The organism is Schaedlerella arabinosiphila, from assembly GCF_003885045.1.
GTDB classification, from domain to species: Bacteria; Bacillota; Clostridia; order Lachnospirales; family Lachnospiraceae; genus Schaedlerella; species Schaedlerella arabinosiphila.
The window spans coordinates 4,994,958-5,019,578 of record NZ_RHJS01000002.1 but is presented as its reverse complement, the minus strand read 5'-3'; the positions used below and the strand labels follow the sequence as shown (position 1 = coordinate 5,019,578).

The following is a 24,621-nucleotide window of genomic DNA, read 5'->3' as shown; positions in this document are numbered from 1 at the left end:
AGTTGTAGAGGTGAATTTATTGATTGAGATAAAAGAAATTCGCAGGCAAGATTATAAAAAAGCACAGAAATTCGCAATCCAAGGAATGCACTTAGATTGGTATATGGATAGCAAAGTTATTTTAGATTTGTATGCAAAATATTTTTGGTATATGGAATTAAATCGTGCAACAAAAGTTTATGGCGCTTATGTTGATGATATTTTTGTGTGTGTTTTACTTGCAGAAATGAAGAACGAGCCAAAACGTTATCACAGCGTGTCAAAAGCAATTTATGTGAAGATATTTGACTGGCTTCAACATCTTGTGGCTGGAAAAGGTGTTGAAGAATATGATGAAGCGAATAAAGATATGTATAAGTCTTTTTGCCAAAAGAATAATCCTGATGGAGAGATAATTTTTCTTGCTGCTGACCCTGATTGTAAAATTAAAGGTATTGGAACAGCATTATTGTCTGCATTTGAAAAAGGCGAAAGCGGAAAGCTTGTTTATTTATACACCGATAATGCTTGCACTTATCAATTTTATGAGCATAGAGGCTTTGAACGAACAGAAGAACGACAAGTTGTGCTTGATTTGGATAAAAAGCAAGTTCCTTTAACTTGTCTGTTTTATACAAAGAAAATTACTGGAAAAGCGGATGAAAGAGTTTGACCGCCTGTTCCGTAAAATCTATGAGGATAATGTCAACGTGAAGTTGAGTGATGAACGCTTTTACAAGCTGTCCGACGGGTATGAAGCAGAGCAGAAGCAACTGGATCAGGAAATCGAAATGCTGACTGCCCAGGTTGGCGAAGCAGATACGGAAGTGACCAATGTTGCCAAGCTGATAGCCGTTACTAAGAAGTATACCCGCATTGAGGAACTGACGCCCGAAATCCATAATGCCTTTGTGGATTAAATTGTAATTTATGAGCGTGTGAAGCAGGACGGGAAACGGACGCAGGCAGTTGATATTTACTATTCCTATGTCGGGATTTTGGATGTTTTCACCGGCGAGGAAATGTGGGCAATGGAACGGTAATATATGCAGCGTACCAATCTACAAACAGCCTGAATACAGGCAAAAGCAGGAGAAAATCTGTACTCCTGCCCATGCATATCAATTTTTATCCTATCTGGGGTAACTCATGTTCTACATGGAGTTACTTTTTATTTGAGGTTCATTTATTTACAATTAGTTTCCACAAATTGGTGATTCTGAACTTTGTATTTAGCAATATGATATTTGCATTACAGTCCTTTTTATAAATCTTTTTTAGTAGATTTATGTTGTCTTTTTTAGTTCTCGTTAGATTTCTCATGGTTTTTTGTAATCTGTAATAGTATTATACATTTTGAAATAATGAATGTTTCACGTGAAACATTTTATCTAAATACTTTATTAGTTTTGCAAATATAGAAAATAATAATATAATTTGCTTATATTTTATTTTGAGATATTTTTTTGAAAACCAGGCGTAACTACAATATAATTAAATAAAAGAATAAAGATTATTAGATATTAGATACTTAATTATTTTTGTTGAAAAAAATTGACTATTTGTTATTCCACTTTTTGATAGAATTAGTTTGATTCATTTTTGGATTGATGATTAAATTGATATATAGTTATAAAAGTATATATTATAAAAATAGAAACGACTCTATGAGTTAAAATATCTGGATATAAAATAATTATTAATTTTATTTTTTTCTAAGATATTAAATTTTTGGATTAATGATTGAAAACTAAAAAGTATAGAGCTTAAGTTCTATAATGTAAATATTCTAAGATATAATCTACAAAAAAATATACGTATTAAAAAATGTTTCACGTGAAACATTAAAAACTTATTTATCTCATTAAATATGGTATAGATTTTATGTTTTGAAAAGCATAAGTATTTATCATAAAATTTTTCGCTCTGGTAAGGGGAGAAAACACACATTAGGGGTTCCTTTTTGATACATTATAGGGGAAGGAGAAGTAATATTATAATGGAATGGAAATTTTATTAAAAATATAGATATTCAGATAATATGAAATGGATGTGTATTTCTATTATTAAAAAAGTATAAATAATAATTTATAACCAATTATAAGGAAATATATTAGATGTATTAAAATATTTATGAATTTATAAAATGAGTAGTGGCAGTTAAAAAATATATAATACATAATATATAATTATAATTGCATATTAGTAAATTAAAAAATATGAGCTGATTTTTTGTGCGGACTAATAAGTGAGTTATGAAGATTTGGTTAAGTAGTATGAATATATAAATGATATATGTTTTATCCGTTTATAGGCAATTTAATTATTAAAAATATTATCTACAAGTATAATCTGATTAAATAATAATATTTCTTATTAATATAATTTTAAATTGATGATTTTATTTGTGTTTTGTTAAAATTTTATTGAGTAATTAAAGTATTTGAGAAATTTTAATAAGTAGTATTAGTTTTGAACAATAATTAAATTATAATACCTATATGAATTTTAGATTGATAATTATATCTATATTAAATTGAATTATATTATATATATAATTGCTCTTTATGTTATGTGATTATAAATAGTATAACAAAACTATTTTTTAAGGGAATATTGCAAAAAAATAAATTATACCAAAGATGTGGATTGGGGGAGAAAAATCAAGATTATATAGTGAATATTTTAAGAATATACTTAGCTAAACGGAAAGGTGCATATGCATATCAATAATATAAGGAGTTGGTAAATCTGATACTGTATTTTTTATAATTAATCTATTCCAATATGAAAATGTGAAGGCATAAGCTACTTTTATTAATCTTTTGTAACGTTAAATGATGAGTAGTAGAACACTGACCAACAAATAATATTATAATTTAGAAAGGAGTATTTGAAATGTTTCACGTGAAACATTTATTTACTTCGAGGATAAAGTAAAAAACTATATAACAAATTGGAATATAGATTGAATCTCCAGAGTTAAGAAGGAGTACTAAAAAAGTTTTATTGAATGTAGATAAGAGATTCTTTTTGTTTTAAGAAATGTAGTAAAACTAAATAATTGTAAAAATTGAAGTAGAGTATAATTTTTAAGCAAGTATATATTGAGTGAAAAATGTAATGGACAAAGTTAATAATGTAGATATGGAAAGTAATAATGATTTTAGAATAACCAACTGTAATGCTATTCAAATTCTTGCTTTTTACTATATATACATAAGTTAGAAAGTTTAAAGAAAAATAAAAAGAAAACAACAATAAAAATAATTCACTATTAAAGTAAGTTTTATAAAATGTTTCACGTGAAACATCTAAAAGAAATTATAAACTTTCAAATTACAGATACCTAAATTAAAATTGTCAAATATATAGAAAAATTATACGATCCCAAAACCATCAATAGATATTTGCAAATAGATTCTAAAACATACTACTAAAACTTGTTACTTCATGAAACTTCATATCTACAAAAATGTTTTCTACCTTCATAAACTAACAAAAATCTTAAAACTCCATAATTAAACAAAACAATACAATTCGTATTACCAAAAACCCCGACTGAAAACAAACAGAATCCAAAATATATACAATATTTTAAATATTTGGTGTAGATTCTATTTTTGAATAGTGATATAATAAACTGTATTAAAGAAAGGAGTACTACAAATGAATAGAGTAATTGCAATAGCCAACCAAAAGGGAGGCGTAGGAAAAACGACGACTGCCATAAATTTATCAGCATGTCTGGCAGATCTTGGAAAAAAAGTTCTGGCACTTGACCTGGACCCACAGGGGAATATGACGAGTGGGTTAGGTGTTGACAAGGACGAGATCGAAAGCAGCGTTTATGATCTTCTCATAGGAAATGCCGGAATAGAAGAATGCATTTGCGAAAATGTGTTGGACAACCTTGATGTACTCCCTTCGAATATTGATCTGTCAGCGGCAGAAATAGAGATGATTGGCGTAGATAATAAAGAATTTATTATCAAAAAAGAAATGGAAAAAATAAAGGATAAGTACGATTTTGTGATTATAGACTGTCCTCCTGCTTTAAGCATGCTCACGATCAATGCTATGACCACCGCTGATTCTGTCTTAGTTCCAATCCAATGTGAATACTATGCTCTGGAAGGATTAAGCCAATTGATACATACAATTGAACTGGTTCAGGAACGTCTTAATTCATCACTGGAGATTGAAGGCGTTGTATTTACAATGTATGATGCCAGGACAAATCTTTCACTGCAGGTAGTGGAGAATGTAAAAGACAATCTGAATCAAAATATTTATAAAACAATTATTCCAAGAAATATAAGGCTTGCTGAGGCACCGAGCTATGGAATGCCGATCAATGTCTATGATCCAAAATCAGCAGGTGCAGAAAGCTATATGCAGTTAGCAGATGAAGTGATTCACAGAGGAGAGGAGGAGTGATGAATGCCAATAAAAAGAAATGGACTTGGCAAAGGATTAGACAGCCTGATACCAGATAAAAATGTTAAAACAGAGATTGAATCAAAAGCACCTGATGAAAAAGCTGCAAAAAGTAAAGAGACGCAAATAGTTAAAACAGAGATCATTGAACCGGAAAATAAGACCGGAGAATTGCTGCTGAATATCAATGAAGTAGAGCCGAACCGAAGCCAGCCAAGAAAAGAATTTGACGAGGATGCACTTCTTGAGCTTGCAGATTCTCTCAGACAATACGGCATATTGCAGCCTCTCATTGTTCAGAGAAAAAAAGGGTATCATGAGATCATAGCAGGCGAAAGAAGATGGCGTGCAGCAAAGCTTGCCGGGTTAAAAGAAGTTCCGGTAATCATAAAAGAATATTCACCGCAGGAAGTCGTTGAAATTTCCCTGATTGAAAATATACAAAGAGAAAATCTCAATCCAATTGAAGAAGCAGTAGCGTTCAAAAGACTGCTCGAGGAGTTCAACCTTAAGCAGGACGAAGTTGCGGAAAGAGTATCAAAAAGCAGGACTGCGGTAACAAATTCCATGCGGCTTTTGAAGCTCAACGACAAGGTTCAGCAGATGATCATTGACGATATGATTTCAACCGGACATGCCAGAGCACTGCTTGCGATTGATAACAAAGAGCAGCAGTATACAATTGCAACGAAAATATTTGATGAAAAGCTGAGTGTTCGGGAGACGGAAAAACTGGTCAAATCCTTAAAGAATCCGAAGATGCCGGTTGAAAAAGAAAAGATAGAACATGTGTTTGTGTATGATGACCTTGTTGATAAAATGAAAAATATTATGGGAACAAAGGTCAATATCAATGCAAAAGCGAATGGCAAAGGAAAAATCGAAATAGAATATTATTCGGAAGAAGAATTAGAAAGAATTTATGATCTGATTATGACGATCAGCCAATAACAAAAATTTTGCTTGTTTGATTTTTCACTCACGCAAGAGAGGACATTTATGGTAAGTGCATTCATTTCCAAAATAGGCATTCAGACAGATGAACTGATCGCATTGCTGTTCTTGATCCAAATATTTTTATTTGTATTATTGATAAGTGTCAACATGAAGTATAAAAGGCTGAAAAGAAACTATTCCATGTTTATGAGAGGAAAAGATGGAAAGAATCTGGAAGAAAGCATTTTAGATAAATTCGCTGAGTTGGATAAGATTTCCAGGGTTACGAGGAAGAATGAAGAGCAGATTCGTAAAATGAATAAAAGGATAAGGAAAAATTATCAGAAAGTTGGAATCATCCGGTACAATGCGTTTCAGGAAATGGGAGGTAATCTCAGTTTCGCCCTGACAATGCTGGACGAAGAAGACAGCGGCTGGGTTTTAAATGCGATGCACAGCAGGGATGCATGTTACACCTATATCAAAGAGATCGTCAAGGGAGAAAGTTATATTGAGCTTGCCGAGGAAGAAAAAGAATCGTTAGAACGGGCCATTTTTCAAGAAGCATATGACTTCAAGGATATGGATCTGAAAAAATTAAGATAACTGTAAACTGTATAAAAAAATACCAGATTATGTACCACATGAAACGGCCGGATGGCCATGATGGGGCGCCCTTGGGTATACTTTGTGGAGGGTCCGAATGGCCATAATAGTGTGCCTTTTACTATAAGAATTTGTAAATAAGCTCTAAAGAAATAATGGTTATTGCCGAAAACATAAAACGGAGGAATGAACAATGTTAGATATAAAATTTGTAAGGACAAATCCTGATATTGTAAAACAGAATATTAAGAATAAATTTCAGGATGAAAAACTGCCGCTGGTTGACGAAGTATTAGAGCTGGATGCCAGAAACAGGGCGATCAAGCAGGAGGTAGAAACACTTCGTGCGGAAAAGAATAAAATCTCCAAGCAGATCGGCGGTCTGATGGCTCAGGGAAAAAAGGAAGAGGCTGAGGAACTGAAACGGCAGATTGCTGAAAATGCGGATCGGGTGGAAGCACTTTCTATAGAAGAAAAAGAAGTGGAAGAGAAACTGAAGAAGGATATGATGACCATTCCGAATATCATAGATCCGTCTGTGCCGATTGGAAAAGATGATACGGAAAATGTTGAGGTTGAACGTTTTGGTGAGCCGGTAGTACCTGATTTTGAGATTCCATACCATACGGATATTATGGAACGGTTTTCCGGCATTGACATGGAGAGTGCGAGAAAGGTTGCCGGAAATGGATTTTATTATCTGATGGGCGACATTGCAAGGCTTCATTCCGCAGTCATCGCATATGCAAGAGATTTTATGATCGGACGCGGATTCACCTATTGCGTACCGCCCTTCATGATCCGGAGCAACGTGGTGACAGGAGTCATGAGTTTTGCGGAAATGGATGCAATGATGTATAAGATTGAAGGCGAGGATCTGTATTTGATCGGAACCAGCGAGCATTCCATGATAGGAAAATTTATTGATACACAGTTGAAGGAAGAAGAACTGCCCCAGACACTGACCAGCTATTCCCCGTGTTTCCGAAAAGAAAAAGGAGCGCATGGAATCGAGGAGAGGGGCGTTTACCGTATCCATCAGTTCGAAAAGCAGGAGATGATTGTAGTCTGCAAGCCGGAAGAAAGCCCGAAGTGGTATGATGAACTCTGGAAAAATACGGTGGATTTGTTCCGTTCCCTGGATATTCCGGTCCGCACTTTGGAATGTTGTTCCGGTGACCTTGCGGATCTGAAAGTAAAATCCGTTGACGTTGAGGCATGGTCTCCCAGACAGAAAAAATATTTTGAGGTGGGAAGCTGCTCCAACTTAGGAGACGCCCAGGCGAGAAGGCTTGGTATCCGTGTAAAAGGAAAAGACAGCAAATATTTTGCTCATACTTTGAATAATACGGTAGTTGCTCCTCCGAGAATGCTGATCGCATTTTTGGAAAATAATCTTCTGGAAGACGGTTCTGTAAAAATTCCGGAAGCTTTGCAGCCCTATATGGGAGGAACTACTATGATCACTCCGAAAAAATAAATCGTTACTAATCACAGTCATTTCACTCACATGCGCAAAAACAGCCGGCAGATGTCTGCCGATGTCGGGCATCTTGAAATTTTTCTTATGTGGGTGAAGTGACTGATTCCAGTCAGATAAAAATTATTAATCAGCTTCTAACAAGCTGCATTTGACGGATCTGACTGACATTTTTTGCCTGACTGTGAATAGTAACAATAAATACAATAACAGATATCCGGAACCGCTGATCAGTCTGCCGCATAGCCGGCATTTTCATACTGCTGCGGTTCTCTATAAATATGAAAAATGGAGAATATTATGCATCAATATTTAAAAGCAATTGGATTCGGAAATTTTTCTACAAAAAAAGAGTTAAAAGAAATACTGGCTCAGGTTGAAAAAAATTTTAAACACCAGACAATTATATCATATAACAAATCCACCGACTTTTGCGAATTTCGAAAGGAATTCGGAAGGGGGATCGGGATTGCTTTGTATGGGGAAATGGATGAAAATGAAAATTTTGATGCAGATTACTATATTCCCTATTTTAACGGCAGCGGAATTACCACGTTTTCAGAAGTCATTGTAGAAAAGAGAATAGACAGGGAGCAGTATGTTGGAATCTGCGAGGACCCAAAAGTTGGGATCAGCCTGATCTTCTGTCTGAAAAATGGAATTGAATATAAAAAGGAATGTCAGCTTGGAGGAATGTCCAAGCTGAATACCTCCGTTACATTTTCCGGTCTGGCTCTTTCGGGAAAGATTTTGCTTCCCGTGCAGAAGAGTCAGCGGCAGATCGACAGCGTAAGCGAAGCTTCAGACAACCGCAGAAATCTTCTGAACGCCGCAAGAAATGGCGACCAGAGTGCCATTGAGACATTGACCCTGGATGATATCGACATCTATTCCCAGGTATCAAGGCGGCTTTTATACGAGGATGTCTTTACAATTGTGGATACATATTTTATGCCTTATGGAGTGGAGTGTGATATCTACTCGATCATGGGAGAGATCCTGGATGTCAGCGAGGCAGAAAATCAGATCACGAAAGAGAAGCTGTACCAGCTCCGCCTGGATGTCAATGAACTGCAGTTTGACGTATGTGTCCCCAAAAAAGAACTGCTCGGTGAACCAGAGATCGGGAGACGTTTTAAAGGGACCATCTGGCTGCAGGGGGATATCAATTTCTAAAAAGGTTCATGGGCGGTCAGAAAGATCATGGTTTACAAAAAATCCCATGAAAATTGCGCTGAAATGAAAAAAATGATTGATTTTATACAGGTCTGGTGTTAAAATAAACAGTGTTGAGTATCTGGACTGTAAAAGAATAGATAAAGTAAATAGGAACAGATATTCAGAATGTCGCTATAGCTCAGCTGGATAGAGCGACCGCCTCCTAAGTGGGTGCTCGTTCAAAACAAAAACTGCATAATTTGTTTATAATGGTTGAATAAAACCGTTATAATATACACAAGTTCCTGTAGCTCAGTAGGATAGAGCGATTGCCTCCTAAGCAATAGGCCGCTGGTTCGACTCCAGTCAGGAACGTAGAAACGCCGTAAACATAAGGTTTGCGGCGTTTTTTAACAAAACAGATTATTTCTTTGTTCATGCAAAATGTGAAATGTATAAAAAATCATATTTGCTAATATGGAAACGAACCATAACGCCGTAGTTTGCTAATAAAATCAGCACCTCTGCTAATAGGAGAATTAGCAGGTTTTCGTGCTAATAAGTTATTGAACTAATAACTGAGCCAATGTTGTTGCTAATTCGGGAGAGTCTTTTAACTTTTTAATCAAAATATTCAGATCAATATCACCGGAATTTGTCTGTGTATCTGAAGCCGGCGGTCCAGATTTGCGTAAATCAGGATTCTTATAAAAAGCAGCTTCAAACTTCTGAGCGTTTACTTTTCTGTCCTCATCCAGAATGTGGGAATAAATTTCTGTGATCATATCCGTTTGTGCATGCCCGGTATCCCCTTGCGTAGCTTTAATATCACCATGGTTTAATTTCAGCTTATATGTCGTACTGGAATGACGAAGTGAATGGAATACTACGTTTGGCAGCTTTGCCCTGGTACGAAGTTCTTCAAATGACTTCAAAAGAACTCTGCCCTCACAGGGACGTCCATTCTGAAGAGCCACAACAAGATTGAAATCCTGATATTCATCGCCAAGGAATTCTTTCAGCTCATCCTGATGCTTTTTCCAGTCTCTTAATATATAAGCAAGAGTTTTCGGAATCCATACGCGGCGGATACTGCTGTCGGTCTTTGGCTTCTTTAAGACAACCCTTGTGGATGTATTTGGCATCAGCGGCGGAAAGATAAAGTAGATATCCTTTTTATCAAGAATTTCAATCGTCCGCTTTGAGACTCTCAACAATTCTTTTTGAATATCTATATAAGTGTTGTCAGCTTTGATGTCTTCATCCGAAATGTGCACCATATCCCAGGTCAGGCCAAGAATCTCTCCTTCTCTCATAGAACATGCAAAAGAAAGATTCATTGCAACATACAACTTTCCGTCCCTGCATTCATCGAGTGCTTTAGAAATAGTCTCTGCATCCCATATATCACGCTTTTTATACTTTATTTTGGGTAATGCATCTGAAAGTTCAAAAGGATTCTTTCCTACAAGCTCCCATTTCACCGCCTGCCTGAAAGCACAGGATAACAGCTTGAATATCCGTTCAATCGTTTGTGGCGGCAAGTATTCACTTCTGGGTTGCTTATTTTGTACCATTACAGGTTTTGTCTTTTTAAGCGTGTTATAGTATTGATCTACAAATTTCCGATTGATATTCTGGATTGGAGTCTTTCCAATGATAGGGGTAATATAATTACCAATCAGTGACACATTATTGTCATATGTGCTTATGCTCCATTTCTTCTCACCATATAAATTTACGAAATCATATAGAAAATCTTCCAGTGTTTGTGATGTAGGAGCGACAAAAATCCCTTGTTCCTGTTGGTTCTCAATCTCGATCTTCCGTTTGTTGGCATCCTTACGGTTTGTAAATGTCTCCCATTTTTGCTTTTTCTCGCCGGATTCGGTTTCATAGTAGTAAATAACCGAATAATTTTTCTTACGTTTGATAATCGTAGCCATACGTTTTCTCCTCTTTTATTGTGCTCCGCTATTCAGCCAGTCCTCAAAGGATCTCTTATTTATCCGTATGATTCTGCCGATTCGTTTTGAGATAAAGCAGTTCTCTTCACATAATTTATATGCTAATTTTTTGCTTATACCTAAAATGACGGCAATTTCTTGTACGGAGTAGGTCGTTGATCCTCCTGGATGTACAGCAGATGTTTCTTGATTAGAATTTGCTGTCATATGTACTCCTTTCTTTTGACAGCATGGGTAACGTATAGCCAAAACTCCTCATATTTCTATTATACGTCCCTTTTGCTGCCTTGTAAATTTCAAATTAATAATGTTGGTGATCTTCCAGAAGCCAGTTCCTATGCCCTTCTCGGTCACGTAGCAGGCGTTACTGTGTAATCATTAAACTGCAGGCGCGCATTCATGCACACTATCTACAGCACCCGGTATCAATCTCCTGAAAGATGTATGGAATTGTCAAGGTACGTGAAGGCACAAATAATCCTTGGATTATTTGTCCATCTATATAAGTAATAGTGTTGAAATTTGGGAGATTGGAAAATTTTTGAAAAAAATTAAAATAAATCAAGAAATGATAAAAAAGGTCAAGAAAAATCCAGGCTGTCAGGAGACAACCCGGTACAATCCCTTATTTTTCTTTGTTAGATAAGCGCTTTAAGAGAGGAATGATCGTCATCATGTCATCTTCATCTAGCTGCTTTAGAAGGTCACAGGCTTTCTGGTACAACGGAAGATTGTGTAATTCCTCGTCAAAGAACTGGTATGGTGTGATGTCGAAGTATTGGCAGATCTCATAAAACTGACTCATGGATGGCAGGGAACGCCCGGAACTGATATTCTGGATATAGCTTTTGTTCCTGCCAAGATCCAGGCTCATCTGATATTCTGATACATTTTTCTTGATCCGTAACTCTGTGATACGGTCTGCCACATATTTTTTATCCATCTTCTACACCTCGCATCCTCATTTTATCCCATTTAGTTATGTAGAATTGCGGATTAAAATAGTTATAAGTGTCATATATAGAAGTATATGATTGATTATATCCGTACATTATGGATATAATACAAGAGAGGAAGTGCTTATTATACACTTTATACGGAATCTGTTAGTAAGAATTGTATTTTTGAAGATTAAGCTGGACTTATACCTGACAATTTGCGGATATTATGCAGGCAGGAAAACTTTAAGAAGACAATTCTGGATTTTCTATAGACAGTTGCAAATAAGTTCTGGGGCAGAAAGATCCTGTAGACGGATATATGGTTGAGAAGAGATATAAAAGGGATAATTGTGTAAATAACAATTCAATTTTTAGGCTATGATTAATAGTGGAAGGAGTGGAAACTAATGAAGGTAATTGGAACTGTCAGAGAAATCGAATGGCTGAAGGAAGCTATTCAGAATAGCTGTGACCAGTGCCCTTATATGGAGTCCTGCAGTGAGTCTGCAAAGCAGGATGATCGGCTGTACGGAAAGGTTCAGCATACATGTAAGGATTTTCTGGGAAAGACCATAGAGTTTATCATAGAAAGTGATGTGTAATACCGCATATTATATATACGAAAAAAGAATAATCTATATATAGTGGAAATAAAATTGACATCACCTATATCTTGTGTTAATATACTGGTATAGTTGATTTTATGCATGTCCCTTGTGGGGAAGCTTTCGGATTCTTAGGAATCCCGAAAGCAGAGGACAGAAGAAAAAGAAATCTGTCTGGCATAAGCTGTTTATGTTTGTAAGAAGTGTCACCATACGCCGTTTCCGGCTTGTAGTGGCACTTTTTGTTTTTTAGGCTGGAAATGTTTATTAACATATCAGCCAGTTAGTGTGGAATGAATGGAGATAATCTCTGTTTCATTCCTTTTTTATTGCAATCATCCAAAAGAAATTGCCACAGGCTGATTTTACGGATGAGATAGCCAAAACTGGCCAGCGTGCCGTTTATGGATAAAAAATTTTTATTTAAGAAAGGTGGAAGAACACATGAATGAAACAAGAATCTACGCAGACGCATTTGAAACGACGTTTGCAAACCCAAAGGAAATGCTGGATTTTCTGGCAGAAAGAGCAAAGGCTGCCACATGGATCAGAAAGCCTACCAGGTCTCTCAGGCTGGTTCCGATCAGCCAGGAGGCAGAACATATGGAGGCTTCTTCTACGGCAGACTGGGAGGAGATCCTTAAGGATACGGAAAAGAATACCCAGCTGGCATTAAAGGTTAGAGGGGAAACCTACCCGGTACGGGACTGTGCCATTAAAACTATCCTGGACCGTGCAGGTATCTCTGGCGCTGGATTACGCAAGCTGGAAAAGTCCAACTATGCCAGGGTGGTGAACTACTGCTTGAAGGTGGCCAAGGGAGATGCGCTGATCAAGATTGCGGATGGAAAGGTGTCTGCCGTTCACGGCGGAGACAGTCATGATTACAGCATCCTTGATATGCGTGCAGTCTTTGAGACGACCATGCAGTATCTTGACACAAATTTCAAAGGAAGTACATATATGGAAGGTTCCGGTGCCTTTGATCATTCCATTGTATCGGCGATGTGGGAGCTTGGAGGAAACCAGGAACTTCTGGATACTTACCGGACTGCCCTTGCCGATCATGGTATGACCGACAAGGTAATTGCGCCTGCAGTAAGGCTTACCACGTCAGATGTGGCGGCCAGCGGTGCGAACCTGTACCCAATGCTGTTATGTGACAGCGGGAATCGAACCATCAGCCTTGGAAGCCCGATCAAGCTGGCCCATACAGGAGGCGCGGATCTGGTACAGTTTATGAACAACCTCCGTATGCTTTGTTCCAGATATCAGGACGCAGTTGCAGATATGACGAAGCTCATGGATATTGAGATCCGGAATCCATTAAACTGCCTGAAGCTTGTAATGAAGCGTATCGGGGTTCGGAAGAAGCTGATCAATGAAGTGGCGGAAATGTTTGAATCCCAGAACGGGACAGATCCCTGTACGGCCCATGACCTTTATTTTGCAATTAACGAGGCTTGCTTTTTCGCAGCCTGTGAAGGGATGCAGGGGCATGGGATTATCAGTCTGGAGGAACAGGTTACCCGCGCACTGGCGCTGAACTGGAAAGAATATGATGTCAGCGGTGCGATTAAGTGGTAGACCTAACTTTATAGCAGATTATTTTAGCAAATAGCTGACAAACAGTTTGTGATTTCTAATAAGCACTGTACAGAACAGGTGAAGAAATACCAATAAATTTGATAATATGAGGAGGATTAAGATGAGCGAAACAAGTTTGAATATGAATTATGAACCGGAGGTTATTGTTGATACGGACACTCTCTCACGTGAGGACTGGCTGTCTTATCGGAAGCTTGGAATCGGTGGAAGTGATGTTGCTGCCATTATGGGGATTTCACCCTTTGCAACCATTCGTGATCTTTATAATGACAAGCTCGGAATCGAACCGCTGATCGAAGAGGAAGAAAGCAACTGGGTAGCAAAGGAAGTCGGACACCGGCTGGAGGATCTGGTAGCGGAGATCTTCGCCAAGAAGACAGGGCTTACCGTATTTCCGGTGCGGAAGATGTTCCGGCATCCGCTGTATCCATTTATGCTGGCAGACGTAGATTTCTTCATCATTTTCCCGGATGGCTCGTATGGTATTTTAGAGTGCAAGACCTGTAATTACAATGCCAGGACCAAGTGGGAGGACGGAGGGATTCCCGATAATTATATCCTTCAGGTAAGGCATTATCTGTCTGTGATGAACATGGACAAAGCCTATATTGCCTGTCTCTATGGAAACAATGAGAATGAATTTGTCATCCGTCCGATTGAGCGGGATATGATGGAGGAGGAAGAAATCATTGCACAGGAGGAATATTTCTGGAAGGAATATGTGGAAAAGCAGGCAGAGCCGCCATACAACGGCAAACATGACCTGATCCTTGCAAGTATCCGGAAATACGGCGGGTATGCCGACAAGGAGCTTCCTGAGATTGAGATTGGAGTGCAACATTCAGTTGATCTTGAAAAGTATCTTACCTTATCAGAAGAAAAATCCCAACTGGAAAAACGGAAAAAGGAAATTGAGGCAATGCAGAGGGAGCTTAGTGTGCCGTTTGTAGAACAGCTTGGCGCTTCCTGCAAGGCAGTCTTATCCGACGGGATCAGCCGTTACCGGATTACTTATAATCCAACCAGGCGAACCCAGGTTGGGAAAGACGCAATGGAAAAGCTGAAAATCCAGCATCCGGATATTTTTGAGGAATATACAAAAACCACAGAGAGCCGGACATTCCGGGTAAAGAAGGAGGCGGCATAATGTTAAGCGGGAAAAAAGCGTATATCTGCTCTCCGCTTTCTGCCCCTGATGCGAAGGGAGTCAGCCATAACATGGACATGGCAAAGTTTTATATGGAGAGGATGCAGGTTCTCTACCATTGCAGGACGTTTGCTTCCCACGCGTATCTGCCCCTGATATTAGATGATTCGATTCCAGAGGAACGGGAAACCGCACTCCGGATCGGGATGGAGATGATGGATTTGTGCGATACCTTGATTATCTGCGGCAGACGTATTAGTTCCGGCATGGCGGGGGAAATCAAAGAAGCGTTTGTAAAGGGCATGGATGTTTATTGGTATGACAGTGAGGAAAAGCCTTTTGAACTCAGAGCTCTAAAAAGCTGGAGGGAGGAATGGGATGCGCTGCAGGTATGTAAATAAAATCTTCTTAAGTGAGGAAAACGGATTTACGGTCGCTGTCTATTCCACCTCTGATGAATCTGTGCCACTTTCTGCCAGAAATAAATATCTGGAAAGCAGGAATATCATTGGTTTTACGGCGGTAGGTTACAACCTGCCGCTGACCAATACGATTGAGCTGGAAATGGAAGGCGACTGGGAGAACGGAAGCCACGGGCTGCAGCTGAAGGTTGACTCCTTTATGGAGATCGTGCCTCGGACAAAGGCGGGGATCATCGGCTACCTCTCTTCCGGAGCCATTAAAGGTGTAAAGCAGAGAACGGCGGAGGCAATCTACCAGCAGTTCGGGCTGCAGACATTGGATGTGATAGAAAAGTCTCCGGAAAAACTCTTGTCTATCAGGGGGATTTCTGAGCGAAAGTTAAGGGAGATTGTGGAATGTTATGGGCAGAACCAGGTATTCCGGGAGCTGATGACATTTCTGGCTCCCTATAAGGTAACGCCGAAGAAGGTGAACATGATCCTAAAAACTTTCCATGAGGAATCTGTCCGTATCATCCAGAACCGGCCCTATATGTTATGTGCCGTAAAAGGCTTTGGCTTTCTGACGGTGGATGCGATTGGCAGGCAGTTATGCATGACGCTGAATGATCCTATGCGTATTTCGGGATGTATCAGTTATATCCTGCATGAAGCTATGAAAGAAGGGCATCTGTATCTGACACAGGAAACGCTTATGGATAAAACCTTGACGTTACTGAATAAGGATCTGACGGTTCCGGCTGTAATAGAGCAAGATGTCAGCAGAGTACTCTATCAGCTGGTTATGCAGCAGAGCATTGTGGTGGATCATGAGAAGGTATATATTTTCCAGCAATATGAGGAGGAACGGCTGACGGCGTTGATGATTGCCAAACGGATACAGACAGCAAGACAGCCATTCCCGATTGAAAATGAACTGGAGCAGGCACAGCAGGTCTTAGGCATTACACTGTCCGAACGGCAGAAACAGGCGGTAAGGATGGTGTTTGAAAGCCCTTTGAGTATCATCACAGGCGGTCCCGGCACGGGCAAGACGACGGTTCTGAAGGTTATCCTTTATATCCATGGCCTGAAATGCAAGACTTCGGTACAGCTAATGGCGCCTACCGGACGCGCGGCAAGGAGAATGGCGGAAAGCACCGGAAAGGAAGACGCATCTACAATGCATATGGCATTGGGTCTGCTCGGAGGAAGCGACTACAACCTGGGGTTCCAGTATTTGGAAGCAGAATTCCTGAATATAGATGAAGTGTCCATGGTAGACATGCACCTTGCCTACGAATTTTTCAGCAGAGTAAAGGACAGTGCCAGAGTGCTGCTCTTGGGAGACGTGGACCAGCTTCCATCCGTGGGAGCAGGGGACGTGTTCCGGCAGTTGATTGGCTGCGGCCTGATCCCGGTCACCGTATTAGATATGGTATACCGGCAGGGGGCGTCAAGCAATATCCCGGTCAATGCAAATCTGATCCAGCAGAACCGGACAAACCTGTTTATGGGGGAAGATTTTATATTTGTCCCATGTGATGGAACAGAGCCGACTGCAGAGATGGTAAAGAAGCTGTATCTGGAGGAAGTACAGAAATATGGGCTGGAGCAGGTGCAGATTCTGACCTCTTACCGTGTAAAGACTGCCGCTGGCGTGGTGGAATTGAACCGGACATTAGAGGATCTGATTAATCCGCCTGCCGCTGGAAAGAATGAACTGGCGATAGGAAAAGATGTATTCCGGGTGGGTGACAAGATCCTGCAGAATAAGAATACGGATTTGGTCAGCAATGGAGACATGGGGATCATCCAGGATATTTATGAGGATTCGGATGAAAACCAGAAGGTGCAGATCCTGTTCTCGGAAAACCGGGTGGTCCGGTACGAACGGGAACAGATGGAGATGGTGGAGCATGCCAATGCAATCACTATCCATAAGTCCCAAGGTTCCGAATATCCAGTCGTGATTATCCCGTGTGTAAAAGCATTTTACACCATGCTGAAGCGCAACATCCTCTATACAGCGATTACCAGGGCGAAATGCAAGGTTTATTTGGTTGGAGACTGGAACGCAGTGTGCCAGTGTATCCATACGGATGACAGCGGAAAGCGCAATACAGTCTTAGGGCAGAGAATCCAAAGATATTATAATGCAGAACAAAGGCAGAAAGCAGAGGAAATGGAACAGATGAAGCTGGCAGTTTAAGGAGGAAGAAATGAAATTACTGATTTCTCTTATCTTAGGGATATGTATTATGAGGAAACATGGAATTGTGGAAATGATCTTAGTATCGTTAGGCATATTCCTGGTTTTATGTGTGATATTCCAGTAAATTATTAAAAAAGTATAAAAAATTGAAGAATTTTCCAATCTTAAAGAAATGCAGACTATTACTCTTATGAAAGGGTATCGTCTGCATTTCATTTTCACGAAGAGAATGAAAGGAGCGTAAGCGAATGAAAGAAAAGTTATATGACCGGTCAGAGGCAGTCGCGGCATTGAACCGTGTAGAGGGATTTAACCCGATGGAGCTGGCAAGAACACTTACTAAGGAGGGACAGGAGGGTCAGCTTTATCTGGATGTGAAGTACCGGAAGCTGTGGTTCCGTCTTGTACATCCGTTAGGAAAGATTGTCAGCAGTATCCGAAGCTTTACAGAGAATATGGCAATCGTGGAGGCAAGGATCTATCTGGATAAATGCGACGCAGAGGAGAATTATATTGCCAATGCCTTTTCCCAGAGGTTCCGGACCAATGATCCGAATTTCGGGGATAAGTTTCTAGAGATGGCAGAGACGGCTGCCGTAGGACGTGCACTCTCTGATGCCGGATTTGGTTTGCAGTTTGCTGATGTGGGGGAAGAGAATGATCCCATGCAGGTAGACGCGGGGATTCAGATTCCGGGTATGGCGGCGCAATCCCAGGTACAGGGGAATGATATCCCACAGGGAGGCATGACGTGGAACCCACAGATGCAGTCTGATATGCTGGGAAACAATACTCCGCCTATTAATCAGGGTGGACAGAATCCACAGCCTGCTATGACAGGAAACCAGAATCCGCAGCATATTATGACGGCAAATCAGGGCACACAGGCAGTCCCACAGAATCAGGACGGCCAGTCACAGTCTATGCCGCAGGGAACTGCTAATCCGCAATCTTCGGAGTCTGCACAATCCAATCCTATGATGAACCAGTTTTATCAGCAAGCTCAGGAAAAAGGCACAACCATCGGGCAGAATTCTGTAGGGGCGCCACAGATGCAGAATAGTTTTGGAAATCAGAATCAGCAGGCTGGCCAGATGCCGCAGATGCAAGGGAATTCCCAGTCTTCCAGTCAGTACTCTCCCGCCACTTCTCTGGATGAATCACTTCCGGTAGAAGAACTGGTGCAGCGCATGACGTATGAACAGGCTACGCAGGTAGTGATTAACGGGAATGGGAAGTTTGGCGGTAAGACCATGGGCCAAGTTGCAGTGGAAAGCCCAAAGAACCTGGAGTGGTTTGCACAGAGTTATTCCGGTAAGAACCATCTGATCCCGGCTGCAGCCAGAGTCCTTTTAAATGCGGCTATGCCAATGGCTGGTTAGCTAGAGGAATGATACCTTTCTAAATCAAAAGCAGTTATCTGAGCAATTCCGAGAAGTTCTAGTTAATGACAGCTTATTCCATTAGGATAACTTTATCTGTTAAAGCTGAATTTAGAGTTTCCGGAATGCTCTGGTAACGAGAGGAGGCGTGTTTATGGATGTATGATATATCCGGCTTCGGCTATGACATCCGGGATGTGGTGCGGGTGTTGAATCTTACCGTCCGCCGCAAAAATGGACGGTCTTATGATGTGGACTGCCCATTTTGCAACCACAAGACGGGGAAGCTAAACATTAATATTGAAAAAAATGTTTTCCGCTGTAATTATTGCGATGCGCACGGCGGGATGCTGGATCTGTATTCCAAGCTGTATAACGTCACAAAGACGGAGGCAAACCAGCAGATCCGGGAGGCCTTAAATCTCGGACAGTACAGGGATGATTACCAAAAGCCAGTAAGACCTGAAAGAGATTTGGAACCGTCAGCGCCGGTAAACAGTGAACGGGCTTCGGATGTGGAAATCGACCAGACCTATTCCCAGATGCTTTCCATGCTTACATTATCGCGGAAGCATCAGGAGGATCTACAGAAACGAGGATTAACACCTGAGCAGATTGCTGTACAGAGATACCGGAGTGTGCCTTTGTTTGGAGTCAAAAAGCTGGCGGAACGGCTGGCAGACAAGGGCTGTACTCTGAAAGGAGTGCCTGGATTCTACCAAGGCGAAGATGGAACTTGGAGTATCCATTTTACCGCAAAGAACTCCGGCATCCTGATTCCGATTCTTTCTATAGAGGGATTGATACAGGGATTCCAGATACGGCTTGATTTTGTGACGGATTCCAGAAAATACATCTGGCTTTCCAGCTCCAACTATCAGATGGGCGTTTCTTCCGGCAGTCCGGTGCATGTAATTGGGAATCTGGACGCTGAAACAATGTATGTGACAGAAGGGGCGCTGAAAGGAACGATTGCCCATTATCTGTCTGGAGATACATTCCTATGTGCGCCGGGAGTCAATCAGTACCGGAGCCTTCATCCTGTGTTGGAAAGTCTTTCAAAAAGAAACCTAAAGTTGGTTTATGAAGTTTACGATATGGATAAGAAGATGCGGGTGAACTGTGATGGACAGCACAAAAAATGCGGGGAATGTCTGGATGCCGGTGTACATGACTACTGCCCTTTTAAGGCGAAAAAGAGGGAAATCATACAGAACGGTTGCAAGAAGCTTTATGAAGGCTGCCGGAGCCTTTCCCTGCCGGTACAGAGGATGATCTGGGACATGGATGAGAAGGGTGAATGGTGCGGCAGGATAAAAGGGATTGATGATTTTTATTATGCCACCAGGAGAAACAATAAAACGGGAGTATTTGAAAAATAGAATTACATAAGCCAGAGAATATAAGAACTCTGGCTTTTCTACAGGTACTATAAAAAGCGTTCTTAGAAGAAACATTTATTTATCAGGAGGAAATGATATATGAGAAGAAAGAGAGATTATGCATCTTTAATTTTACTGCTTGCTTCGCTTGCAGTTTTTGCATTTGCAGCGTGGAAGCTGTTTGGCATTTATGCAGAATATCATCAGGGAACGGAAACCTATGAGGAACTGCAGAATTTTGTACAGGAGCCGAAAGAAAAGGACGAGCCATCGTCAGAGGATGGAATTTCAAAGGAATCACCGGAGGATACCGAAAATATTTATCTGCAGGTTGATTTTGCAGGGCTTAAGAAAGTGAACCCGGATGTTATCGCATGGATTCAGATTCCAGCTTTGGATATCAGTTATCCAGTAGTACGTGGGAAGGATAATTACTATTACCTGCACCATATGTTTGACGGTCAGGAAAATAAAAACGGGAGTATCTTTGTGGATTATCATAATCAGCCGGATTTTTCAGACAGCAATACCATTGTCTATGGCCATAATATGAAAAATGGCAGCATGTTCGGCACGCTTGACCGTTATCAGGATCAAAGGCTGTACCAAGAGTATCCATGTTTTTATATCTATGTTCCGGGAGCTGTACTGGAATATCAGATCATATCCTGTTATGCAGGACGGAACGGAAGCATTGGATATACTTACACCTTTCCGGAGCCAGAGGATTTCCAGAAGTTTGTAGATACAGTACTCTCCTATTCCGGTTATGATACGGGAGTAATAATAAACGATTCAGACCATATCGTAACACTTTCGACCTGTGTGAATACGGACAGGAATTACCGCTATCTGGTGCATGGGAAGCTGGTACAGAAAATTCAGAATTAGAGGGAGAATCAAGAGATGATAGATTTAGAATATAGCCGTTATATGACGGAATTATTAATGGATAATAGACTGACGGAAAAATTACGTTCCCACAGATTTGATACGCTAAGAAAAATGAGAGGAATTGCGGCTCAGTATAAAGAAGAAGGGTTTTTGCCGGAACTGGTTGAGACGGTATTCTGTAAAAAGGCTGATTTCATCATGAGGGCAAAGACAAAGGCTGAACTGGAGGAGATTATAAAGCCAAGCAGTCCAAGGTATTCCGGCGGGATTTTTTATCCTGGCAACCCCTATCATGTGGAGGAGGAAGAACTAATTCTGTGGTCAAAGACTTCTTTAAAAGCGCCGTTGATTTCGCAGGGATATAAGCGGTATCAGGAATTATTTGAGAAATATGTTAAGGATGAAGCGAGGAATGAAGCAGCATAAAAGCATAATTGAAACAAAAATTGAAATTTGATAGTATAAGAGAAAGGAAAGGCGGTATATGATAATGGAGAAGGAGAACCGTAAACATAAGGACAGTCTCTTTGTAGATCTGTTCTATCAGGATGAGACAGCAAAAAAGAATCTGCTAAGTTTATATAATGCATTGCACGATACAGAGTATCAGGATGAGAATGTCATTCGGAAAGTGAAGACCCCGGATGTTCTGTATAAGAATTTTAAAAATGATATTTCCTTTGAAGTAGATGGACAGGTGCTTGTCTTGGGGGAACACCAAAGTACTGTGAACCCGAACATCCCGCTTAGATGCCTGTTATATGTGGGAAGGGCGTATGAACAGCTGATCGATAAGAAAGCCCGTTACAGGACAACATTGGTTAAAATACCTACGCCAGAATTTTACACTTTTTACAATGGGCAAAAGGATCAGCCATTAGAGCAGGAATTGAAACTGTCAGATGCATTTATAAATCCGGTAGGGAACAATTCCGCAGAATTAAAGGTGAAAGTTATCAATATTAATTCCGATAAGGCACATGAACTCTTGAAGAAATGTGACATATTGAGGGAATACAGCCAGTTTATTGATACGGTGAGAGCGCATTCCGGTGAAGAAAGTGCAATTAAGAAGGCAATCAGAGAATGTATTGACCGTGGAATACTGGCGGATTATCTGAAGCGGAAAGGAAGCGAGGTTGAGAACATGTTGATTGCAGAGTACAGTTACGAAGAAGATATCCAGGTAAAGCAGCAGGAGGCGAAACAGCAGGGAAGACAGGAAGGATTGATTCTGTCAGGAAGAATCTTTCAGACAGTGAAAAGCAATCCGAATCTTACAGATGAGCAGATTGCGGCGGAAGTCGGCTGCGAGCCAGAAGAGGTAGAAAGCACAAGAAAAATGTTTGGAATATAACAATATGTGCAGATTAATGTGCTGCGCAAAGCAGTGAAGAATCAGGAAAATACAGTGGGCATCGGCATTTGGCCGGTGCCTTTTTCCATGCTATATTCAGAATAATACTGACAGGATATGATTTGGAATAAAAACTTATCTGAGCATGAATTTATGAGAATCGGTTGCGCTTTACATAGCTCGCACGTATAGAGTATGTATTAATGACAAAGGAGTGGATGATATATGATTAAGAAACTAAGAGTTGCGGTGGATCATGGAAACCGAAATATGAAAACCTGCCATTTTATTTTCACAAGCGGTCTGAATGTGCTGGATAAGAAGCCTGCAAGGGGCGAGCAATATCTTCAGTATGAGGGAAAGTATTATACCCTCAGTGAGCAGAGGATTCCTTACCAAAGAGATAAGACGTTAGACTTCCGGTTCTTTATTCTCACACTGTTTGCGATTGCAATGGAGTTGGAAGGGAAGGATCAGATTCAGCCGGAGGATGTGGTGCAGATCCAGCTTCCTATCGGACTGCCGCCGAAGCATTTTGCAGAACTTTATGAGAAGTATGAGCTGTTTTTCAAGGCCGATGGCAAAGTATTGGATCTGAATTTTAACGGAAAGATTTATCATATCTGCATTCAGGAGGTTCGGGCTTTTGTGCAGGACTTTGCGGCCATGATGACCATAGGACAGGACATTATGCAAGTCCCGAAAGCAGTTGGCATTGATATCGGAGGCTTCACAACCGATTATCTGCTGATGAGGAAAGGAAAGCCGGATATGGGATATTGTGATTCTCTCGAAAAGGGTGTGATTACCATGTATAACCAGATTATTTCCAGTGTCAACAGCGAGTATGACATGTTACTGGAGGATACGGACATTGACAGCATCCTTGCCGGGAATACACAGTATTATGATGACAGCGTGGTACGTATGACAGAGAGCATGGTGCAGGATTTTGTGACAGATCTGCTGAATAGCATAAGAGAGCGCGGAATAGATACGAAGACATCCTATACGGTTTTTATCGGCGGCGGTGCTGTCCTGCTGAAGCAATTCCTTGAAAGATCGGATCGTCTTGGAAAATATCTGTTTATTGAAGAGCTGAAGGCGAATGCCAGGGGATATGACCTGTTATACCGCGCATATGAGAATGGGAAGTGATGGATATGGCGAAGAAAAATCCGTATGTATTTACCATTGGATTTGATGAAACAGATCCAGTTCATGTACGGGCTGCAGAGATTCTGAACGGAACGAAGAAGAAGGCCCAGTTGATTGCTGCTGCTATTTTAAGCTATGTAGATGGTGTTGATTCAGAAAGAATCCCTGATTTTCATGTGGAATCATTTCAGCCTCTTTTGGAAAAACTGATACAGAAAGAACTGGAAAAAGCCATGAGCGGGTGCCTGGCAATCTCTGCTGGTAAGGAAGATCAGTCTTCCGATTCGGTTTTGGATCTTTCGCCTGAAGAGAAGGAAATGGATGAAAGCATAACCCAGAACATTATGGATGCAATGGATATCTTCCGCAAGAACTAATCAGGTTTATAACTATTAAACATAGCTGTTATAAAACGTAACAAAGAAAAAGCAGTCCCATCATAAGCGGGGCTGCTTTTATCATATTTGGATTTTTTCTATCTTCCATCTAAACGCACAGATTTACCACAGATTACTCACAGATTCGTTTTTTATACTCAAAAACAATGGTTAAGTCAATATGGGATGCAAAAATAAAGACTATTGGTTCTGGGATACTGCGGATAAGAGACCGCGCAATGTCCCAAGTGCCAGGCGCTTTGTTTCATTGGAACACTGATTAAGTTCTGCGATAATCTGTTTCATGGTAGAATCCATGGGCTCGTTTTCACCATTAAAGACTGCATCTATGGATAAATTCAAATAAGATGCCAATAAGTACAGATTTTCAAACCGGGGATTACCATTGTAATTTTCAATATCAGAGATGGTGCGGAGAGATACATGCACCATTTCAGCAAGAGCATTCTGGGACAGATTTCTTCTTAATCGTTCTTCTTTTACCGCATCTCCTAATAATTTCTTAGCCATCATTTGTATCACCTCACTTAGTTCTTATATTTTACATGAGATATGCACTATATGAAA

At 40.2% G+C, this 24,621-nt stretch carries 22 protein-coding genes, 1 tRNA gene and 1 pseudogene; 20 read left to right on the top strand and 4 right to left on the bottom strand.

Translation table 11 applies throughout. The features are described 5' to 3' along the window. Positions 1 to 19 precede the first annotated feature (19 nt). From EBB54_RS23780 to EBB54_RS23740, 8 genes and pseudogenes are all read left to right on the top strand, one after another. Complete coding sequence (locus EBB54_RS23780; RefSeq protein WP_125131002.1) at positions 20 to 652, top strand: GNAT family N-acetyltransferase; 633 nt, start codon at positions 20 to 22, stop codon at positions 650 to 652. Then, a pseudogene (locus EBB54_RS31425) lies at positions 639 to 1,022 on the top strand (DUF4368 domain-containing protein). The gene EBB54_RS23780 and the pseudogene EBB54_RS31425 overlap by 14 nt, the downstream one beginning before the upstream one ends. Before the next feature lie 2,626 nt (positions 1,023 to 3,648). Then, positions 3,649 to 4,419 carry a ParA family protein gene (locus EBB54_RS23765; RefSeq protein ID WP_004071687.1) on the top strand — a complete coding sequence of 257 codons (771 nt, stop codon included), beginning with the start codon at positions 3,649 to 3,651 and terminating at the stop codon, positions 4,417 to 4,419. A 3-nt stretch (positions 4,420 to 4,422) separates the two neighbouring features. Continuing rightward, the gene (locus EBB54_RS23760) at positions 4,423 to 5,370 is read left to right on the top strand and encodes a ParB/RepB/Spo0J family partition protein (RefSeq protein ID WP_125129257.1); all 948 of its coding nucleotides are present in this window, start codon (positions 4,423 to 4,425) and stop codon (positions 5,368 to 5,370) included. 48 nt (positions 5,371 to 5,418) lie between these two features. Next, the gene (locus tag EBB54_RS23755) at positions 5,419 to 5,961 is read left to right on the top strand and encodes a DUF4446 family protein (protein ID WP_004071682.1); all 543 of its coding nucleotides are present in this window, start codon (positions 5,419 to 5,421) and stop codon (positions 5,959 to 5,961) included. Between the two features lie 193 nt (positions 5,962 to 6,154). Beyond that, a complete protein-coding gene (gene serS, locus EBB54_RS23750) occupies positions 6,155 to 7,441 on the top strand; it encodes a serine--tRNA ligase (RefSeq protein ID WP_125129256.1) in 1,287 nt (428 codons plus the stop codon). Between the two features lie 300 nt (positions 7,442 to 7,741). Continuing rightward, positions 7,742 to 8,617, top strand: a complete 876-nt coding sequence (locus EBB54_RS23745; protein WP_125129255.1) for a DUF3881 family protein — start codon at positions 7,742 to 7,744, stop codon at positions 8,615 to 8,617. Positions 8,618 to 8,900: 283 nt separating this feature from the next. Further along, positions 8,901 to 8,974: transfer RNA gene (locus tag EBB54_RS23740), tRNA-Arg, on the top strand. 188 nt (positions 8,975 to 9,162) lie between these two features. Here EBB54_RS23740 and EBB54_RS23735 read toward each other — a convergent pair. The 3 genes from EBB54_RS23735 to EBB54_RS23725 form a co-directional block, all read right to left on the bottom strand. Beyond that, on the bottom strand, positions 9,163 to 10,545 hold the full coding sequence (locus EBB54_RS23735) for a site-specific integrase (RefSeq protein ID WP_125129254.1): 1,383 nt from the start codon (positions 10,543 to 10,545) through the stop codon (positions 9,163 to 9,165). 15 nt (positions 10,546 to 10,560) lie between these two features. Beyond that, the gene (locus EBB54_RS23730; protein WP_125129253.1) at positions 10,561 to 10,773 is read right to left on the bottom strand and encodes a helix-turn-helix domain-containing protein; all 213 of its coding nucleotides are present in this window, start codon (positions 10,771 to 10,773) and stop codon (positions 10,561 to 10,563) included. Between the two features lie 418 nt (positions 10,774 to 11,191). Next, positions 11,192 to 11,509 (bottom strand): helix-turn-helix domain-containing protein, encoded by a 318-nt coding sequence (locus EBB54_RS23725; protein WP_125129252.1) that lies wholly within the window; start codon positions 11,507 to 11,509, stop codon positions 11,192 to 11,194. 405 nt (positions 11,510 to 11,914) lie between these two features. On the opposite strand from EBB54_RS23725, the gene EBB54_RS23720 reads away from it, so the two are divergent. The 12 genes from EBB54_RS23720 (at position 11,915) to EBB54_RS23665 (ending at position 24,033) form a co-directional block, all read left to right on the top strand. Further along, positions 11,915 to 12,109 carry a 2-ketoisovalerate ferredoxin oxidoreductase gene (locus tag EBB54_RS23720; protein ID WP_125129251.1) on the top strand — a complete coding sequence of 65 codons (195 nt, stop codon included), beginning with the start codon at positions 11,915 to 11,917 and terminating at the stop codon, positions 12,107 to 12,109. Positions 12,110 to 12,556: 447 nt separating this feature from the next. After that, the gene (locus tag EBB54_RS23715; RefSeq protein WP_125129250.1) at positions 12,557 to 13,699 is read left to right on the top strand and encodes a transposase; all 1,143 of its coding nucleotides are present in this window, start codon (positions 12,557 to 12,559) and stop codon (positions 13,697 to 13,699) included. A gap of 121 nt (positions 13,700 to 13,820) precedes the next feature. Then, positions 13,821 to 14,867 (top strand): YqaJ viral recombinase family nuclease, encoded by a 1,047-nt coding sequence (locus tag EBB54_RS23710; protein ID WP_125129249.1) that lies wholly within the window; start codon positions 13,821 to 13,823, stop codon positions 14,865 to 14,867. After that, positions 14,867 to 15,268, top strand: coding sequence for a DUF7768 domain-containing protein (locus EBB54_RS23705; RefSeq protein ID WP_125129248.1), 402 nt, complete (start codon positions 14,867 to 14,869; stop codon positions 15,266 to 15,268). Before EBB54_RS23710 ends, EBB54_RS23705 begins: the two co-directional genes overlap by 1 nt. Beyond that, entirely contained in the window at positions 15,246 to 17,480 is a 2,235-nt protein-coding gene (gene recD2 / locus EBB54_RS23700) for an SF1B family DNA helicase RecD2 (protein WP_125129247.1), read from the top strand. Before EBB54_RS23705 ends, recD2 begins: the two co-directional genes overlap by 23 nt. 251 nt (positions 17,481 to 17,731) lie before the next feature. After that, positions 17,732 to 18,865 carry a mediator complex subunit 15 domain-containing protein gene (locus tag EBB54_RS23695; RefSeq protein ID WP_125129246.1) on the top strand — a complete coding sequence of 378 codons (1,134 nt, stop codon included), beginning with the start codon at positions 17,732 to 17,734 and terminating at the stop codon, positions 18,863 to 18,865. A 158-nt stretch (positions 18,866 to 19,023) separates the two neighbouring features. Further along, entirely contained in the window at positions 19,024 to 20,247 is a 1,224-nt protein-coding gene (locus tag EBB54_RS23690) for a CHC2 zinc finger domain-containing protein (RefSeq protein WP_125129245.1), read from the top strand. 99 nt (positions 20,248 to 20,346) lie between these two features. After that, positions 20,347 to 21,138, top strand: coding sequence for a class B sortase (srtB, locus tag EBB54_RS23685; protein ID WP_125129244.1), 792 nt, complete (start codon positions 20,347 to 20,349; stop codon positions 21,136 to 21,138). A gap of 15 nt (positions 21,139 to 21,153) precedes the next feature. Then, entirely contained in the window at positions 21,154 to 21,567 is a 414-nt protein-coding gene (locus EBB54_RS23680; RefSeq protein ID WP_125129243.1) for a hypothetical protein, read from the top strand. A gap of 58 nt (positions 21,568 to 21,625) precedes the next feature. After that, entirely contained in the window at positions 21,626 to 22,498 is an 873-nt protein-coding gene (locus EBB54_RS23675; RefSeq protein WP_125129242.1) for an RpnC/YadD family protein, read from the top strand. A 225-nt stretch (positions 22,499 to 22,723) separates the two neighbouring features. Beyond that, entirely contained in the window at positions 22,724 to 23,656 is a 933-nt protein-coding gene (locus EBB54_RS23670; RefSeq protein WP_125129241.1) for a ParM/StbA family protein, read from the top strand. A 5-nt stretch (positions 23,657 to 23,661) separates the two neighbouring features. Continuing rightward, positions 23,662 to 24,033, top strand: coding sequence for a stage III sporulation protein AF (locus EBB54_RS23665; RefSeq protein ID WP_125129240.1), 372 nt, complete (start codon positions 23,662 to 23,664; stop codon positions 24,031 to 24,033). Between the two features lie 201 nt (positions 24,034 to 24,234). On the opposite strand, the gene EBB54_RS23660 is transcribed toward EBB54_RS23665, so the two are convergent. Then, positions 24,235 to 24,567 carry a helix-turn-helix transcriptional regulator gene (locus tag EBB54_RS23660; RefSeq protein ID WP_243127791.1) on the bottom strand — a complete coding sequence of 111 codons (333 nt, stop codon included), beginning with the start codon at positions 24,565 to 24,567 and terminating at the stop codon, positions 24,235 to 24,237. Positions 24,568 to 24,621: the final 54 nt, after the last annotated feature.

Bases quoted from the DNA above. Each gene is read 5' to 3' on its own strand.
- EBB54_RS23760 (WP_125129257.1), top strand. From the start codon at position 4,423: ATGCCAATAAAAAGAAATGGACTTGGCAAAGGATTAGACAGCCTGATA.
- EBB54_RS23745 (WP_125129255.1), top strand. From the start codon at position 7,742: ATGCATCAATATTTAAAAGCAATTGGATTCGGAAATTTTTCTACAAAA.
- EBB54_RS23690 (WP_125129245.1), top strand. From the start codon at position 19,024: ATGTATGATATATCCGGCTTCGGCTATGACATCCGGGATGTGGTGCGG.
- EBB54_RS23735 (WP_125129254.1), bottom strand. From the start codon at position 10,545: ATGGCTACGATTATCAAACGTAAGAAAAATTATTCGGTTATTTACTAC.
- srtB (WP_125129244.1), top strand. From the start codon at position 20,347: ATGAGAAGAAAGAGAGATTATGCATCTTTAATTTTACTGCTTGCTTCG.
- EBB54_RS23695 (WP_125129246.1), top strand. From the start codon at position 17,732: ATGAAAGAAAAGTTATATGACCGGTCAGAGGCAGTCGCGGCATTGAAC.
- recD2 (WP_125129247.1), top strand. From the start codon at position 15,246: ATGCGCTGCAGGTATGTAAATAAAATCTTCTTAAGTGAGGAAAACGGA.
- serS (WP_125129256.1), top strand. From the start codon at position 6,155: ATGTTAGATATAAAATTTGTAAGGACAAATCCTGATATTGTAAAACAG.
- EBB54_RS23725 (WP_125129252.1), bottom strand. From the start codon at position 11,509: ATGGATAAAAAATATGTGGCAGACCGTATCACAGAGTTACGGATCAAG.
- EBB54_RS23675 (WP_125129242.1), top strand. From the start codon at position 21,626: ATGATAATGGAGAAGGAGAACCGTAAACATAAGGACAGTCTCTTTGTA.
- EBB54_RS23715 (WP_125129250.1), top strand. From the start codon at position 12,557: ATGAATGAAACAAGAATCTACGCAGACGCATTTGAAACGACGTTTGCA.
- EBB54_RS23730 (WP_125129253.1), bottom strand. From the start codon at position 10,773: ATGACAGCAAATTCTAATCAAGAAACATCTGCTGTACATCCAGGAGGA.
- EBB54_RS23680 (WP_125129243.1), top strand. From the start codon at position 21,154: ATGATAGATTTAGAATATAGCCGTTATATGACGGAATTATTAATGGAT.
- EBB54_RS23705 (WP_125129248.1), top strand. From the start codon at position 14,867: ATGTTAAGCGGGAAAAAAGCGTATATCTGCTCTCCGCTTTCTGCCCCT.
- EBB54_RS23765 (WP_004071687.1), top strand. From the start codon at position 3,649: ATGAATAGAGTAATTGCAATAGCCAACCAAAAGGGAGGCGTAGGAAAA.
- EBB54_RS23670 (WP_125129241.1), top strand. From the start codon at position 22,724: ATGATTAAGAAACTAAGAGTTGCGGTGGATCATGGAAACCGAAATATG.
- EBB54_RS23720 (WP_125129251.1), top strand. From the start codon at position 11,915: ATGAAGGTAATTGGAACTGTCAGAGAAATCGAATGGCTGAAGGAAGCT.
- EBB54_RS23710 (WP_125129249.1), top strand. From the start codon at position 13,821: ATGAGCGAAACAAGTTTGAATATGAATTATGAACCGGAGGTTATTGTT.
- EBB54_RS23665 (WP_125129240.1), top strand. From the start codon at position 23,662: ATGGCGAAGAAAAATCCGTATGTATTTACCATTGGATTTGATGAAACA.
- EBB54_RS23755 (WP_004071682.1), top strand. From the start codon at position 5,419: ATGGTAAGTGCATTCATTTCCAAAATAGGCATTCAGACAGATGAACTG.
- EBB54_RS23660 (WP_243127791.1), bottom strand. From the start codon at position 24,567: ATGATGGCTAAGAAATTATTAGGAGATGCGGTAAAAGAAGAACGATTA.